Source organism: Pelodictyon luteolum DSM 273 (assembly GCF_000012485.1).
Lineage (GTDB): Bacteria > Bacteroidota > Chlorobiia > Chlorobiales > Chlorobiaceae > Chlorobium > Chlorobium luteolum.
The window spans coordinates 297683-312876 of the sequence record NC_007512.1 but is presented as its reverse complement, the minus strand read 5'-3'; the positions used below and the strand labels follow the sequence as shown (position 1 = coordinate 312876).

Sequence of the window (15194 nt, the reverse complement as noted above, 5' to 3'; positions counted from 1 at the left end):
AGTGTTCACTCATCATACCAACCAGTGGCCGAAGCCCTTTCCTTGAAACGCTGGAAGCACCCGTTTAAATTCCCGAGCAGCCGCCCGAATGTCTTGAGGTCCTTCGATCGCTCGGCCGCCTCGAGTTCGGCAGCATTCCGGCTCAGCTCAACAGCGCCAACCGTCGCCGCTGCGCCTTTCATGGTATGCAGGAGGAGGCGGAAACGGGACATGTCGTTGCGCGCTGCCGCATCGGCGATCGCTGCCAGTTCCGCTTCGGCAGTGGAGATGAACTGACTGAGGATGATGCGGATGATCTCCCGGTCCTGCTGCAGCCGCTGCAGCACGTCCTCGACCATGAACACGCTGTCGGCAGTCGGCTGCCTGGCCGGCAGAGGCTGCTCCCGGCCATCTTCGGAAAGAGAGCGGTCCATGCCGGGAAAGTAGCGATCCATGATCGTCTTGAAATCGGACTTGCGAAGCGGCTTGGCAATGTAATCGTCCATGCCCGCATTGATGCATTTTTCCCGGTCCCCCTTCATTGCATTGGCAGTCATCGCCACCACAGGCACACTCCTTGAGCCTTTCAGGTCCTCATCTTCCCGGATATGGCGCGTCGCCTCATAGCCGTCCATCTCCGGCATCTGGCAGTCCATGAACACAAGATCGTATGCCTTGCGCCGCATGGCTTCAAGGGCGGCCGTTCCGCAGACAGCCACGTCCGGCGAATACCCTAGTTTCTTGAGCATGGACACCGCGACATTGCGGTTGACCATACTGTCCTCAACGACAAGAACGTTGAGAGGCGATGCGGCAGAAGGGGGCTGTGAGGCGCCTGAACGGGCTGCCTTCTGATCCGCCTTCCCAATGCCGCCGTCGCCCTCCTCCCGGACATGGTCCTTGAGGATCCCGGCAAGATCAGCCCGGCGGACCGGCTTCTCCAGAAAAATGGCGGAAAGCCCTCCGGCAAGTGTTTTCATCTCTTCTTTGCACCCCATCGGAACGAGAAGCACTACATGCAGGCCTTCATAAGCCGCAAGTACCGGCACGAAATCCCTGAACCCTTCCGCATCGGGGCCGAAACAACGCATGTCCAGCAGAAGCATCGGCATCGGTCCGGATGCGAAGCCGACAAGCACCCCGGGCACATCCTCCGGACCGGCCGGCCGGAGGCACCGGTGTCCGCGGGACTCTATGAAGGCTGAAAGTGCATTGCCAAGGACCATCGACCATGCGACGAGAATGATAGGCGACGCCCCCGTGAAAACAGGCGGAGAGGAGGAGAGCTGCTCCGGCTGCTTTTCAAGGATGATGTCGAACCAGAAGGTCGAGCCTTCGTCCAGCGTGCTCTGCACATTGATCCGGCCGCCCATCCGGCCCACCAGATGATTTGATATGGAAAGGCCGAGTCCGGTGCCTCCGTAGCGACGGACCGAGGAACCGTCCACCTGTGAAAAGGGCTCGAAAATCGAATCGATCCTATCCTGCGGGATGCCGATACCGCTGTCCCGGACCGAGAAGCGGACCACGGCGTACAGCTCAGTCTCCTTCTGCACCGTCGATTCCAGGATCACCTCCCCGCCCTCGTGGGTGAACTTCACGGCGTTGCCGAGCAGATTCACGAGCACCTGACGGAGACGCTGCGGATCGCCCTTCAACCTGGTGGGACCATCGGGAGCTATGCTGAGGGTCAGCTCAAGCCCGGCGGCCTGCGCTTCGGGGCCCAGCATACAGCCGAGCTCTTCAAGCAGTTCAGCGAGTTCAAACTCCTCATGCTCCAATTCCAGGCGACCAGCCTCAATCTTGGAAAAGTCCAGAATGTCATTGATGATCTTCAGAAGGTTCCGGCCGCTTGAAATGATGGTCTGCACATACTTCTGCTGCTCCTGATCGAGATCGGTTTCAAGCAGGAGGTCAGCCATGCCGATGACTCCATTCATAGGGGTCCGGATCTCATGGCTCATGTTGGCGAGGAACTGCCCCTTGGCGGCATTCGCCTCACGTGCCTCCTCGGCCATGAGCTGGGTGCGGAGCACCGACTCCTCAAGCCGCCGGTTGGCTTCAAGCAGTTCATTCCGGGTCTGGTTGGCTTCGTCGATGAGGTTCAACAGCACGGTGCGCTGGAGGTTCCGGTCCGGTCCCGTGTCCTCATCCGCGCCCACCGCAGAGAGCGGGGACCCGGCATCATCTGACACACCGTCGCATGAGTGGGCGACAGCCCTGCCGCTCAGCATGTCAAGTTCCTTCTGCAGCTCTATGGCATGCATTTCGCGGCCGACCATGATCCTGTTGAAGCGCTCAAGATCACCAATCGAGCGCTGCAGGTCGCGCTCCATACGCTTGCGCGGCGAAATATCCGACATGATGACGACCACGGACGCAACCTCGCCGCCCTGGAGGCAGGGTCCGAACCGGCACTCTACCTCAGCCGTTCCGCCGTCCGGCAGGGTAAACTCGGATTCGATCGAGGGGGGCCGTTCGGATGCGAACACCCGGTCAACCGTCATGCGGAAAACATCCTGTCCCGGACCCTGCAGGTGGTTGTACAGCGAATCGCCCACATGAAAAGCGGCATCGAAGCCCGGCACAGGCCGGTTCATGTAGATGATGCTGTGAGCGCTGTCGACAGAAACGATGGTGCCGGGGCTGTTGGCGAGGATGGAGTTCAGGATGTTTTCATTCCGGCGGAGCGAATCCATGGCCTCCTCGACCTGGCTGCGGGAGAACTCGAGTTCGCGGTTCTTCTGCTCCAGCTGCCGTTTGACATCGGAAAGCTCAATCGATTTTCTGACCAGCTTGATGTTCTGGTCGCGGAGGAGCGCCTGACGGTCAAGCGAAACCTGCTCGAAAATGCGGCTTTCCACGGCATGGCGCTCAAGCTCTTCTATCCGACGCTCAAGGTCGCTGTATGACGGCCTGCCTGTAGCCATGAGGGGGAGGGAATTGGAAATTGCCTTTATTGAACTAGGTACGCAATATTATATATGAAATATATGCGATTGTGCGGGGAGAAAAAATCCTCCGGGGTACGGAACCTTGGCCGGCTCAGGTACTCAGGAGGTCATTTGCTGGTATCGCTCAATCAATGCGCCGTTGACAACGTCCCAGGACTGGGATGCCGCATAGGCAAGACCGGCTTCGCGCTGTATTGCGAAACGCCGGGCATCGTCAAGAAGACCGAGGCACTGCCGATAAAAGCTGTCGATGTCACGGGCACGGGCCACCAGCCCGCCTCCCGACAGTTCGACGATGTCGCGGCATCCTCCTTCGTCCGATACGATGGCCGGAAGACCGCATGAAATAGCCTCAAGCGATACGTTGCAGAACGCTTCGGTCGTCGACGGAAAAAGAAAAATGTCACCGCTGGCATAGGCTTCCGGCAGGGATGTACCGGTCAGATAGCCGGTAAAGACCGCCTCGGGCATCGCCCGCCGGAGCGCGTCCTCTTCGGGTCCCGAACCGATCATGACGAACCGGACCCGGTCCGCCTTGCCCTCTTCCTGAAAGCGACGGTACAGGTCCATCACAATCCGGATATCCTTGTACCAGACAAACCGGCCAGCAAACACCAGAACCTTCCGGCCGTCTGCGTTCCAACTGCGGCGCAGCGTTTCCGAACGCCTTCCGGGATGAAACAGCTCGCGGTCAATACCCCGCGACCAGATGCCGACGTTCCGGATTCCGTGCGAAAGCAGGTTCCGGCGGACAATCTCATTGGGCGCCAGAACAGTTTCGCAGCTGTTGTAAAACCAGGCAAGATATCGCCAGAGCGCACCTTCGGCGAAACCAAGGCGGTAGTAGTTGAGGTAGGAAGGGAAATCGGTATGGTAGGCCGAGGCGACCGGCAGGCGGTGCTTCAGGGCGTAGAGCAGAAACTTCCGCCCGATGATGTCGGGGGTTGAAATATGGACAATGTCCGGCTCAAACAGGTCAAGCTGGCGGCGGGTATCAGCAGAAAAGAACCCGAGCCGGTAATCGGGATAAAGGGGAATCGGCACGGAAGGCATGGCATGGACCGCAACACCACCGTGATCATCGGAAGGTGATACATCCGGAGACCAGACTACAACTTCATGGCCGTTTTTCCTGAATGAAGCAACCAGCTGGTAAATGGATTTTACGGCTCCGTCCTTGTCCTTGACAAAGGTACCGGCATATAAGGCAATCTTCATGACAGGAAAGCAGTTCTTGAGTACACCCGGCCGCATGTATGCCGATAGAGGGGGCAGATGGCCCCCGAAGTACCTGCAGACATGCCCCAAAGGTAACATTTCCCCCAAGAAAAACCATCATTGCGATGGCAATCCCCCTCCCGCGGCGCTGATAGGGGCCACCTTCGGGCGCACGAGACGGCTGAAATCACTGTAGGAGAGGCGCAGGAGCTCCCGGTGAGTGCCGGCGTTGAATGCAATGTCGTCATCATCCTCAAGTTCCTCGTCCATAAAAACCTCCATGCCGTAGAGATTGCCGAACGGCGGCATGGCGCCGGGCTCGCACCCGGGAAAGCGGCCGGCGAACTCCGCCTCGCCGGCAAGGCACACATCCGCGGCACCGGAAGCCTCTCGAAGCCGGTCGAAATCAAGCTGGCGGGAAGCCGGAAGCACGGCCATGGCCATCGTTCCGTCAAGCCGCACGATGACCGTCTTGGCCATTTCCTTTCCTGGCACGTGGGCTGAAGCTGCCACCTCCTGCGCCGTATAGGCCGGAGAATGGCTTACCGCGAAATACCGTACCCCGTGACTGTCGAGAAACTCCCTGAGTTTTCTGATCGGCATGGTATTGTGCTCCCTGTGAGGGTGTTCAAGATAAAAGGGGGACGGCACTCCGCTCCGCCTCAGAACTCAACCCGCAGGCCGACCATGAAGTTGTGGGTATCGATGCTGTACTCACGACCGCCGGCCAGTTCGGGATCGCCGGTGCCGAGGTAGCGGTACCTGACGTCCACCAGCATGTTGTCAGCAAACCGGTACCCTACGCCAGCCCCAAGCTGCCAGGCGAACACCGTATCGTCGACGGAACCCGGCCCGCTGCTGTCGTCCACCGATGCCAACCCGAACCCAGCCGTCAGGTAGGGGGTGAAAGACGACGATGCCATCTCAAAATCAATGTAACCGTTACCGAGGAAGCTGAGGATTGATACATCATCTCCTGAACTCTCGATGCCGTTTTCCTGATAGCCAAGCTCGCCCTCAAGTCTGTACTCCCCGCTCCGGAGGCCTACGGCGCCAGTAAGAGTGTAGCCGGTATTGTAGGACCGGTCGGCGGCGAACTCCACGTCCGAGTCCTGCAGCATGGCAAGACCCACCGAACCGGTGGCATAAGGCGTAGCGGCCGAAGCCAGCCGACCGGAGCCGGCAAGCGCCAGAACGGCAAAAAGGGTTCCCGCAGCAAATTTCTTCATGATACACGCTCCTTTTTTCATCGTTTCAACCCGGAATGCATCCATGCCGCAGGAGAGCCCTTCCCCCCCGGCGGCGACATCACTTACTTTGAAAGTTAAAGCAATTTGGAAAAGGAGTCAAGCCAAAAAGGAGGCGTTCTCCCTGAACGCAGAAAGTGCTTTGAGGGCATCACGGTAGCCCGCCTCGATGATTTCGGGAATCTGGTCGGTATCGATGAGGTTGAATGCCCCGAGATCGGGGGCGATGCAGAGATCGGCCATACCGGTCTGCACGGAAGCCACATTGGTGATTGCGGCATAAAAGGAGTTCAAAAGCAGCCCGATGATGCTGTCGGGCTTGGTGAAGGTATGGCGGGCGAGCAGGTCGACACAGATAAGCGGATGGATGCCGAGCTCGAAAAGAGGCGAGACCGGCACATTTTCGAGAAGCATGCCGTCCACAAGCATGGAGCCGTTCTGTTCCACTGGCCGGAAGAGGCCCGGGATGCAGGTGCTCGCCATTACGCCGGCAGCCACGTCCCCGCTCCGGATCACCACCTTCCGTCCCGTGGATACGTTGGCGGCTACCATCGCAAGCGGAATCGGGGCATCTTCGATGTTTTTCCGGCCGAGAAGCTCGTGGACGACCCGACCGAACTTCCTGTTCGACAGCAGCCCGTACTGCGAGAGCACGGGACCCGACAGGTCGAACCAGTCAAGCTCAAGGGTGACGTCGCGGATCTCCTGCCAGGTTTTGCCGAATGCGTGGAGTGCGGCGATGAACGAACCGATGCTCGTACCGCTGAGCATCGAGACCTTGATGTCAAGTTCATCGAGCGCCCTGAGCACACCCACATGCGCAGCGCCAAGCACCGCACCGCCACCCAAAGCAAGCCCTATCTTCCCATCATTCATCATCAGTCAACCCTTACATATGTTTAGTGGAAGGCACCAAAGGGGTACCCTCACTGGAAACAGCCAAGCAACCACCGCAGGAACCGGAACTTCCGGTTTCCGTAGGGCGGGTAGCGCAGCGACATATCAGCCACAATCGGGCGCTTCATGACGCTCCGACGGGTGGAAAACTCCTCAAACCCTGCCCGCCCATGATAGGCGCCGAACCCGCTTCGCCCAACCCCGCCGAAGGGAAGGGATGGCACGGCGGCCTGGAACAGCAGATCGTTGATGCAAACCCCCCCGGAACGGGTTTCCCGGAGCACCCTCTGCTGCACTCCGCGGTCAGTACTGAACAGGTAGATGGCCAAGGGCTCCTCCCCGTCCCGAATCATTCCGATCGCCTCTCCGATCTCACCGTAAGAAACAAGCGGCAGGACAGGGCCGAAAATCTCATCCCCCGCACCGGCGTACTCCGGCCCCGCTCCCTCCAGTATCGTGGGGGGAAGAGAGCGCCCCCCTCCAGGGCTCTCATCTGCAATGCCGGGGAAGCGCTCCTCAAGCCGGAGGAGCCTGTCGTCGCCGACCACGCGGGCATATCCGGGACTCCGGCCGGGTGATGGCCCATAAAATGACACCAAGGCCTCCCTTAACGCATCGGCAAGCATGCGCTCAAGGCCGCGGCGCACCAGAACATAATCCGGCGCGATGCAGGTCTGTCCCGCGTTGAGGAACTTCGCCCATGCGATGCGGCGTGCAACTGTTTTGAGCTGCATGCCGGAATCGACGATGCAGGGGCACCGGCCGCCGAGTTCAAGCGTCACCGAAGCGGGATGCATGGCAGCCGCCCTCATCACCTCCCGGCCTGCCGCCCTGCTTCCCGTGAAAAACACATGCTCGAAGCGCTCCCGAAGCAGCTGCCGGGCCTCCAGGGGCCCGCCCTCAACGACCAGAAATGCCTGGCCGTCGAGGTAGTGCCGGATTCCTTCGGCTATACAGGCGGAGGTGCGGGGCGCCTGCTCTGAAGGCTTGAGCACGGCACAGTTGCCGGCGGCAATGGCACTGACGAGCGGAGCCAGTACGAGCTGGAGCGGGTAGTTCCATGCTCCGATGATGAGCACCACGCCGAGGGGTTCGTATGCATAGGAAGCTGTCGCCGGCTGGTAGAGCAGGGGCAGGGCGGCACGTTTCGGGCGCATCCACCCTCCGAGATGCTGAAGGGCGTAACGGATTTCACTCTGGAGAAAGGCTGTCTCCGTGAAGAAGACCTCGGCAGGAGGTTTGCCGACATCTGCCTGCACCGCAGCGGCAAGCTCCTCTTCCCGCTCCAGAAGAAACCGCCCGAGCGCTTCCAGCTGCCGGACACGCCATACGCGGGGACGGGTCAGCCCCGAATCGAAGGCTGCCCGCAGGGCCGGAACAACCGGCTGTTGAAATGCTTCCCCCATAATATAAAACGGCTGATGAAATGACGCCACAAGAGAGCCATGACATAAAAGTAACGAAAAAACGCCCCATTGCAGGAAGACAAATGTTGGCTACATTGCAAAACAGCCGGCATCAACCCTTCACCCGCCCCGACCACCGATGGACTGGATACTGCAACCTGAAGCATGGGTCGCTCTGGCGACCCTTACCATACTTGAGATCGTTCTCGGCATTGACAACATCATCTTCATCTCCATTCTGGCGGGCCGTCTCCCCGAGCACCAGCGGCAGCGTGGACGTGTTATGGGACTGGGACTTGCCATGGTGACCCGCATCCTGCTGCTGCTCTCCATCAGCATGGTCATGCGCCTGACCGGCGAACTCTTCAGTGTAGCCGATCACAGCGTCTCGGGCCGCGACCTGATCCTTGTCGCCGGAGGGCTTTTCCTTCTCGCAAAAAGCACCCATGAAATCCACCAGAGCCTTGAAGGCGGCGAAGAAGGCGGCACCCGCGCAGCACCCGGCAGCTTTCTCTTCACCCTCCTGCAGATCGCAGTTCTCGATATCGTCTTCTCGCTCGACTCCGTCATCACTGCGGTGGGACTGGCGCGTGACCTTCCAGTGATGGTCATCGCCATCATGATCGCCGTCGGAGTAATGATGCTTGCGGCCAACAGCATCAGTGATTTCGTCGAACGCCACCCGACCATCAAAATGCTTGCACTGAGCTTCCTCATTCTGGTCGGCGTCACGCTCCTGGCCGAAGGCGCAGGCTATGAAATCCCCAAGGGATACGTCTATTTCGCCATGGCCTTCTCAGTCGGAGTCGAAATGCTCAACCTCCGGCTGCGGCCGAAAGCGGCCGAACCCGTGCACCTGCGCCCCACACTCCCCACTGACGGAAAGGAGGTCTGAAAACCAGGGTTCTCATAACAGAAAGAGTTTCGTACATTGCAAGGGTAGGACAGAACCCATCCGGAATGACCAGATCCCCAGCTGCCGGTTCCGGCACTTGACCCGGAAAGGGGAAAGCCATCCGACGACGATGGCAGGAACAGGAGTGGAAATGACGCAGCTGCATGGAAAACTCCCCCCGGAACAGCTTCGCAGGGAATGCGACCCGCTGGACTTCAACTTTGAGACCACCGCGGAACTTGACGGCCGAACGGAAGCCGCAGGCCAAAAACGGGCCCTCGACGCAATAGCCTTTTCGATAGCTATCCGTCATGACGGCTTCAACCTCTTCGCCCTCGGGCGGAGCGGCACCGGCAAACAGACCTCACTCATGCACCACCTCGAAACCGTCGCCCCGAAAGCGCCGGTTCCCGACGACTGGTGCCATGTCTACAACTTCGAAAAACCGCGTCATCCGAAAGCCCTCCGCCTGCCGCCGGGAAAAGCCGCGGAACTGTCGGGCGGTATGGACCGCCTTGTCGAAGCCCTCCTCACCGTCATCCCTGCGGCCTTCAGCAGTGAAGAGTATCAGGGAGAGGAAAAAGCCATCCACGAAAAGTTCCAGGAGCAGCAGGCCGAAGCGATTGGAGAACTCGAGAAAAAAGCGGCAGATGCCGGCATCGCCCTCATACGTACTCCAGCCGGGTTTGCGTTTGCACCGGTCAGGAAAGGCGAAGTGCTCAAGCCGGATGAGTTCATGCGGCTTGATGAACAAAAGCGGGAGGAGATCGAGGAAAAAATAGGGAAACTGAAAACCGAACTGCAGACGGTCATGTCGCAGATGCCGAAGTGGCAGCGCGAGACGCAGGAAAAAATCAACGGCCTGAACCGCACCATCGCGGACTTTGCCGTCCGGCCGCTTGTCGACGAACTCAAAAGCCGCTACGAAGCACTCCCCGAAGTCGGGACCTACCTCGATGCCGTGGAAAACGATATCGTCGAAAACTTCTACCAGTTCCTTGAAAAGGGGCAGGAAGCGGGCAACCCCATGAAAAAGAGCCGTACATTCAACCGCTACCGCGTCAATGTAGCGGTCGACAACGGCGCCGCCAAGGGTGCACCGATCGTATACGAAGACAAACCGGCCTGCAGGAATCTGGTTGGCGACATCGAACATCTCTCGGAAATGGGTACGCTCGTCACCGACTTCACCCTCATCAAGCCGGGCGCCCTGCACAGAGCCAACGGCGGGTACCTGCTCCTCGACGCCCGACGCCTGCTCATGGAGCCATTCGCCTGGGACGCACTGAAAAACGCGCTCCGGACCCGCCAGATCCGCATCGAATCACTCGGCCAGCTCTACAGCCTCATCAGCACCGTCTCCCTTGAACCCGAGCCGATCCCGCTCGACCTGAAGGTAATTCTGTTCGGGGAGCGCAGGCTCTACTACCTGCTCAACGCCTACGATCCAGACTTCAGCGAACTCTTCAAAGTGGCGGCTGATTTTGAAGACGAGCTGGAAGCGGACCCTGAAGGCAAACACTCCTACGCCCGCATTATCGCAAGGGTGGCCAAACAGAACAGTCTCCGGCACTTCAGCCGCGAAGCCGTTGCCCGGGCAGTGGAATACGGGGGACGGCTGGCCGGTGACAGCAGGAAGCTGACCAGCCGACTGCAGGAGATCAGCGATCTGGTCCATGAAGCCGATTTCCATGCCGGCTCGGCAGGGCGCAACACTGTCGGCGCCGATGATGTGGACCGGGCGGTTGAAGCGCGGGTGGTACGGGCGTCGCGCATCAGCGAAAAGATCAGGGAGGCTACCCTGAAAAACGCCATCCTCATCGACACCGATACAGAAAAAACCGGACAGATCAACGGACTTGCCATCTACCCTGCAGGTCGCGAGCTGTTCGCGCACCCGGGCAGAATCACCGCCCGGATCCGGCTCGGCAAAGGCGAAGTGATCGACATTGAACGGGAAGCCGAGCTCGGCGGGCCGATCCACTCCAAAGGGGTCATGATCCTCTCGGGTTTTCTGGGTGCACGCTTCGGTATGTCCCAGCCGCTCTCTCTTTCTGCATCGCTGGTGTTCGAACAGTCCTACGGGGGCGTGGAGGGCGACAGCGCCTCATCGGCCGAACTCTACGCCCTCCTCTCCGCCCTCTCTGACGTTCCCATCCGTCAGTGGATCGCCGTTACCGGCTCCGTCAACCAGTACGGCGAACTGCAGGCAATCGGCGGCGTCAATGAAAAAATCGAAGGATTTTTCGACCTCTGCAACGCCCGGGGGCTTACCGGCAGGCAGGGCGTACTGATCCCGGCGTCCAATGTCCTGAACCTCATGCTCCGACGTGACGTGGTCGAGGCGGTCAGAGAGGAACGCTTCTCGATCTATGCCGCCACCCATGTCGATGAGGGCATCGAGCTGCTCACCGGCGTCGAGGCCGGAGTGCAGAACGAAAACGATGAGTGGCCTGCCGGGAGCATCAACGGGAAAATCGCCGCACGACTGGCCGGGATGGCCGAAAAAATCAGGCAGTATTCCTCAAACACCGAAACCCCCGAAGAGTGAATATGATCATCCGTCAGATCGCGGTCGCCATAGACTGTTCGCCGCACAGCATAGCTTCAATCAAGGCCGCAAGGGAACTGGCCGAACGCATGCAGGCCGATATTCAGGGCATCTTCGTCGAAGACTCCAACCTGTTCAGTCTTGCCGAGCTCCCGTTCAGCAGTGAAATCCGCCCATACAGCCACGAGCCCCGGGCAATCGAGCCCGCAGAACTTGAACGGGCTGTGCGGCTGCAGGCAGAAAAAGCCGAAGCGGCGCTTCTGTCGGCCATCGGGAACTCCACCCTCCGCCACTCGTTCAGTATACGCAGGGGGCTGGTGCCCGAAGAGGTTGTAGAGGCCGCCCTGGAATGCGACCTGTTGGTACTCGGCAGAAGCGGCAAGTCGCCAACCTGCCGCAGGGGGCTGGGCTCAACAGCACAAAAAGCGCTCGTTGAGGGCAAAAAGCCGATGCTCTTCATGCGCCATGGAGTGTCAGCAACCAAGGGACCGTTCATCACCCTCTACGACGGGTCTGAAGGAGCTGAAAAGGCGCTGCAGGCGGCTCTTTTCCTGACGCCGGAAGGGGCGCTGCTGCATGTACTCATCCTTGAGGCAGACCCTGAAGAGGCAGCGCGAATGGAGGCGTCGATTCGGGAGCAGGAGTCCGAGAGAGCGGAGACAATGGAGTTCCACAACCTGAGGGGAGCGGATGCGAAAACGCTTGTCCGCTTCATCCGCATGGTCGACTCTGGACTCGTTGTCCTCTGTGAGGAGATGCGGATGGCAAAGGAGGATATACGGGAGCTCATAAGCGAGCTGGACTATCCTGTCCTACTGGTATAGGGTTGAGGAGCGCCCCCGAAGCTAAAGCAGGATCCGTTCCATGAGGATCGCCGCCGATACGGCCGCATTGAGCGACTCGACCCGTGCCGGTCCCCTGCCGTGCGGAATTTTCACCAGGCGGTCCGCCAGAACGCGCACTTCCGGCCCCACGCCGTTGGCCTCGTTGCCGACCACGAGCACCGTCCGTTCCGGCCACGCCCCCCCGCTCCTGAAATCCTCTCCTTCAAGAGAAGAACAGATGACCTTGAACCCCGCTTTCTGCAGCTGACGAAGCGCCGCCGGGAGATCCCCGGCACGGGTATGCGGCATGCCGAGCAGGCTGCCGGCCGATGACCGGACGGTTTTGGCGTTGTAGAGATCGACCGTTCCCGGCCCTGCAAGCAGTCCGTCCGCCCCGAGCCACGCAGCTGTACGGAGGATCGTGCCGGCGTTGCCGGGATCCTGTACTTCATCAAGCGCCACAAGAAGTGCCCGGCCGGAATACGGCCGTTCATACGGAAGGGGGAAGACCGGCTGGCGGAACACACCGAGCACGCCCTGGGGTGAACTGGTGCCGGCCACCCGGTTAAAATCGTCCTCAGAGGCCAGAAAGAGTGATCCGCTGTAGATGGAGGACTCAGGGAAGAATGCGAGCCCTTCGGCGGTGCAGATGAGGCAGTCGAGCATATCGGCTCCGGCCATCTGCCCGAGCAGCTCACGCACCGTGCGAAGCCCTTCAGCGATGAAAAGCCCTTCCCGGTCGCGGTATTTTCGTTGCTGGAGCCGGGCGATGCGTTTAAGAAGAGCACGGCTCACTTCCGGCAAGGCGCGGTTCTTCACGGCTTCCCCCCTGCCCTTTTGAGACCGGCCATCACCGATGCGGGGTCATGGGAAAAGTCGGAGGGCATAACGCCGCCTCCGCGGGAGAGTGCGTCGCAGTCAAGATCGACGCAAAAGCCGCCATCCTCTTCTTCACCGCCCCCCCCCATGGAACGGCCGATGTACTCCTGAAACCCCTCCCTGTCGAGCGAGAAGGTTTCAAGATTGAGACGTGAGGGCGCCGATGAGGGTGCGGCAGCAGTCTCTCCTCCACCGCAGGCGCCGCCCCGGAACGCCTCGTCCGTAGCGTAGCCCTCAAGCCGCTCGCGCATCACCGGATCCTGCATCGCCCTCTGCCGGCGCGATGAAACGGACTCCACCGCATGACGGGCGCCAAGCAGCATGCGAACCGAGAACAGCATCCCGGCAAGCGAAAGGGCAACGGCAAGCACAACGAGCGAGACATCGGGCGGGGACAGGGAGGCGAGAAGCGCCAGCTCAATAAGTGCAAGGCCGAGGGAGACGGCAAAAAGCAGCGAAGAAAAAAGACGGTCGTTCATAAGGGTATCAAAAAAAATGGCGGAGAGTCCAGGGAGGAATCCGGACACTGAAATACGCGCAATGAAAATGTACGCCTTATTCGCTATTATCCCATACCGCGCCGCCATGCGGGCGACGTATCGGAACCCCTGAAGCACACTGATGAGTATGGCCCGAGAGCACACCACAACAAAAAAGCGCCCTGAACTGATCGCCCCGGCCGGCAGCCACGCCGCCATGCAGGCCGCATTGAGGGCGGGCGCGGACGCAGTGTATTTCGGCACCGAGGGCTGCAACATGCGTGCCGGGAGCGAAAGCTTCACGCCCACAGACTTTCCCGCCATCCGCAAGCTGGCCGACAGCCACGGCGCCAGAGCCTACCTTACGCTGAATACCACCGTCTACGACAGCGAGCTGCCGATGATCAAAAGCTACGTTGCCGCCGCGAAATCGGCAGGCCTCGACGCCGTCATCTGCTGGGACATGGCCGTCATCGACGCCTGCCGGCGGGAGAGCATGCCGTTCCATCTCTCGACACAGGCCTCGGTAAGCAACACCGCCGCCATCCGGTACTTTGCCGCACAGGGCGCCACCATGATAGTCCCTGCCCGGGAGCTCACCCTGCAGCAGGTCCAGCGTCTTACCACAATGGTGGAGGAGGAACGGCTACCGCTCAAGATTGAGTGCTTCGTGCACGGGGCGATGTGCGTTGCCGTCTCAGGCCGCTGCTTCCTGTCGCAGGAGCTGTTCGGCAAGTCGGCGAACCGGGGGGAATGCGTACAGCCCTGCAGAAGAAGCTACATCGTCACCGACCCGGAAGAGGGTGTCAGCCTCGAACTCGGCAGCGACTACGTCATGAGCCCGAAGGACCTCTCGGCCGTCGAATTTCTTGACCGGCTGATGGATGCCGGCATCGGCGCGTTCAAGATAGAGGGAAGAAGCCGCAGCCCCGAATACGTGCAGACGGTAACGTCCGCATACCGCAGGGCGCTGGACTGCTGCATCAGCGAACGTAGCGACCCGGGTTTCAGGGCACGCTACAGCGCGCTCACGGCTGAACTGAAGGAGGAACTCAGAACGGTGTACAACCGGGGATTTTCCGACGGGTTCTACTTCGGCCGGCCGCTCGAAGCCTGGTCAAAGTCCTACGGGTCGCAGGCACTTGAACGCAAAACCTATCTCGGCAAGGTGGTGAAATACTATCCAAAGGCGGGAGTAGCTGAAATCCTGATCCAGGCAGGCAAGCTTACGGCGGGGGGAAAACTCTCGATACAGGGCCCCGTCACCGGCGTGGAAACCTTCACTCCTGAAAGCTTCCGCACCAATGACGTGGAAGGCTCACCCACTGCGACGAAAGGCGACACCATCACCCTGCGATGCCCAAAAGTCCGAAAAAACGACGCCGTCTACCTGCTGGAAGAACGGCGTTGAGACTCCAGAGGGAGGGGAAGCTTAGAGGATCTCGACCAGTTCGATCTCGAAGGTAAGCTCCTGGCCTGCAAGCGGGTGGTTGGCATCAAGCGTCACGGCATCCTCTTTCAGGTCCACGATCATCACGATGGCCTGCTGGCCGTCGGCAAGACCGACCTGCAGCTGCTGGCCGATTTCAAGCTCCATGTCCGGTGGGAAGCGATCACGCTGCACGTCTGTGACCAGCTCTACGCTATGCGGGCCGTAAGCCTCCTCGACCGGAATGACCTGTACCTTCACCTCGCCCGGCGCCATATCGATGACCGCGGTATCAAAACCGGGAATAACCTGCCCGCCGCCGAGGGTGAACTCCAGCGGATCACGATCGGCAGAGGTATCAAACACCGATCCGTCGCTGAGTGTGCCGGTATAATGTATTTTTACTTTATCTCCTGTTTTGGCCTGTGCCATAGTC

Annotated in this window: 13 protein-coding genes; 4 read left to right on the top strand and 9 right to left on the bottom strand. The window is 60.0% G+C overall.

Translation table 11 applies throughout. The annotated features are described in order from the left end of the window. Positions 1 to 5 precede the first annotated feature (5 nt). The 6 genes from PLUT_RS11020 to PLUT_RS01555 all read right to left on the bottom strand — a co-directional run bounded on the left by PLUT_RS11020 (position 6) and on the right by PLUT_RS01555 (position 7701). The gene (locus tag PLUT_RS11020; RefSeq protein WP_011357068.1) at positions 6 to 2909 is read right to left on the bottom strand and encodes an ATP-binding protein; all 2904 of its coding nucleotides are present in this window, start codon (positions 2907 to 2909) and stop codon (positions 6 to 8) included. Positions 2910 to 3032: 123 nt separating this feature from the next. Further along, positions 3033 to 4151, bottom strand: coding sequence for a glycosyltransferase family 4 protein (locus tag PLUT_RS01575; RefSeq protein ID WP_011357067.1), 1119 nt, complete (start codon positions 4149 to 4151; stop codon positions 3033 to 3035). A 117-nt stretch (positions 4152 to 4268) separates the two neighbouring features. Continuing rightward, positions 4269 to 4754 carry an aminoacyl-tRNA deacylase gene (locus PLUT_RS01570; RefSeq protein ID WP_011357066.1) on the bottom strand — a complete coding sequence of 162 codons (486 nt, stop codon included), beginning with the start codon at positions 4752 to 4754 and terminating at the stop codon, positions 4269 to 4271. A 59-nt stretch (positions 4755 to 4813) separates the two neighbouring features. Then, positions 4814 to 5380, bottom strand: coding sequence for an outer membrane protein (locus PLUT_RS01565; RefSeq protein WP_041463979.1), 567 nt, complete (start codon positions 5378 to 5380; stop codon positions 4814 to 4816). Positions 5381 to 5497: 117 nt separating this feature from the next. Then, positions 5498 to 6277, bottom strand: coding sequence for a patatin-like phospholipase family protein (locus PLUT_RS01560; RefSeq protein ID WP_011357064.1), 780 nt, complete (start codon positions 6275 to 6277; stop codon positions 5498 to 5500). Between the two features lie 47 nt (positions 6278 to 6324). Beyond that, the gene (locus PLUT_RS01555) at positions 6325 to 7701 is read right to left on the bottom strand and encodes an aldehyde dehydrogenase family protein (protein ID WP_011357063.1); all 1377 of its coding nucleotides are present in this window, start codon (positions 7699 to 7701) and stop codon (positions 6325 to 6327) included. 139 nt (positions 7702 to 7840) lie between these two features. Here PLUT_RS01555 and PLUT_RS01550 point away from each other — a divergent pair, with 139 nt between their 5' ends. The 3 genes from PLUT_RS01550 (at position 7841) to PLUT_RS01540 (ending at position 11971) form a co-directional block, all read left to right on the top strand. Next, the gene (locus PLUT_RS01550; protein ID WP_011357062.1) at positions 7841 to 8596 is read left to right on the top strand and encodes a TerC family protein; all 756 of its coding nucleotides are present in this window, start codon (positions 7841 to 7843) and stop codon (positions 8594 to 8596) included. Between the two features lie 130 nt (positions 8597 to 8726). Next, on the top strand, positions 8727 to 11147 hold the full coding sequence (locus tag PLUT_RS01545) for a Lon protease family protein (protein WP_238974605.1): 2421 nt from the start codon (positions 8727 to 8729) through the stop codon (positions 11145 to 11147). Positions 11148 to 11149: 2 nt separating this feature from the next. Further along, the gene (locus PLUT_RS01540) at positions 11150 to 11971 is read left to right on the top strand and encodes a universal stress protein (protein ID WP_011357060.1); all 822 of its coding nucleotides are present in this window, start codon (positions 11150 to 11152) and stop codon (positions 11969 to 11971) included. Between the two features lie 21 nt (positions 11972 to 11992). On the opposite strand, the gene PLUT_RS01535 is transcribed toward PLUT_RS01540, so the two are convergent. After that, positions 11993 to 12790, bottom strand: coding sequence for a TrmH family RNA methyltransferase (locus PLUT_RS01535; RefSeq protein WP_011357059.1), 798 nt, complete (start codon positions 12788 to 12790; stop codon positions 11993 to 11995). After that, positions 12787 to 13329, bottom strand: coding sequence for a hypothetical protein (locus PLUT_RS01530; protein WP_157858113.1), 543 nt, complete (start codon positions 13327 to 13329; stop codon positions 12787 to 12789). Before PLUT_RS01530 ends, PLUT_RS01535 begins: the two co-directional genes overlap by 4 nt. Before the next feature lie 148 nt (positions 13330 to 13477). On the opposite strand from PLUT_RS01530, the gene PLUT_RS01525 reads away from it, so the two are divergent. Next, complete coding sequence (locus PLUT_RS01525; protein ID WP_011357057.1) at positions 13478 to 14740, top strand: peptidase U32 family protein; 1263 nt, start codon at positions 13478 to 13480, stop codon at positions 14738 to 14740. A 21-nt stretch (positions 14741 to 14761) separates the two neighbouring features. On the opposite strand, the gene PLUT_RS01520 is transcribed toward PLUT_RS01525, so the two are convergent. After that, the gene (locus PLUT_RS01520) at positions 14762 to 15190 is read right to left on the bottom strand and encodes an FKBP-type peptidyl-prolyl cis-trans isomerase (protein WP_011357056.1); all 429 of its coding nucleotides are present in this window, start codon (positions 15188 to 15190) and stop codon (positions 14762 to 14764) included. Positions 15191 to 15194: the final 4 nt, after the last annotated feature.

What these genes read in the sequence shown, in the direction of transcription:
- PLUT_RS01570 (WP_011357066.1), bottom strand. Translation starts at nt 4,754, where the DNA reads ATGCCGATCAGAAAACTCAGGGAGTTTCTCGACAGTCACGGGGTACGG.
- PLUT_RS01550 (WP_011357062.1), top strand. Translation starts at nt 7,841, where the DNA reads ATGGACTGGATACTGCAACCTGAAGCATGGGTCGCTCTGGCGACCCTT.
- PLUT_RS11020 (WP_011357068.1), bottom strand. Translation starts at nt 2,909, where the DNA reads ATGGCTACAGGCAGGCCGTCATACAGCGACCTTGAGCGTCGGATAGAA.
- PLUT_RS01565 (WP_041463979.1), bottom strand. Translation starts at nt 5,380, where the DNA reads ATGAAGAAATTTGCTGCGGGAACCCTTTTTGCCGTTCTGGCGCTTGCC.
- PLUT_RS01530 (WP_157858113.1), bottom strand. Translation starts at nt 13,329, where the DNA reads ATGAACGACCGTCTTTTTTCTTCGCTGCTTTTTGCCGTCTCCCTCGGC.
- PLUT_RS01545 (WP_238974605.1), top strand. Translation starts at nt 8,727, where the DNA reads ATGGCAGGAACAGGAGTGGAAATGACGCAGCTGCATGGAAAACTCCCC.
- PLUT_RS01525 (WP_011357057.1), top strand. Translation starts at nt 13,478, where the DNA reads ATGGCCCGAGAGCACACCACAACAAAAAAGCGCCCTGAACTGATCGCC.
- PLUT_RS01520 (WP_011357056.1), bottom strand. Translation starts at nt 15,190, where the DNA reads ATGGCACAGGCCAAAACAGGAGATAAAGTAAAAATACATTATACCGGC.
- PLUT_RS01555 (WP_011357063.1), bottom strand. Translation starts at nt 7,701, where the DNA reads ATGGGGGAAGCATTTCAACAGCCGGTTGTTCCGGCCCTGCGGGCAGCC.
- PLUT_RS01575 (WP_011357067.1), bottom strand. Translation starts at nt 4,151, where the DNA reads ATGAAGATTGCCTTATATGCCGGTACCTTTGTCAAGGACAAGGACGGA.
- PLUT_RS01560 (WP_011357064.1), bottom strand. Translation starts at nt 6,277, where the DNA reads ATGATGAATGATGGGAAGATAGGGCTTGCTTTGGGTGGCGGTGCGGTG.
- PLUT_RS01540 (WP_011357060.1), top strand. Translation starts at nt 11,150, where the DNA reads ATGATCATCCGTCAGATCGCGGTCGCCATAGACTGTTCGCCGCACAGC.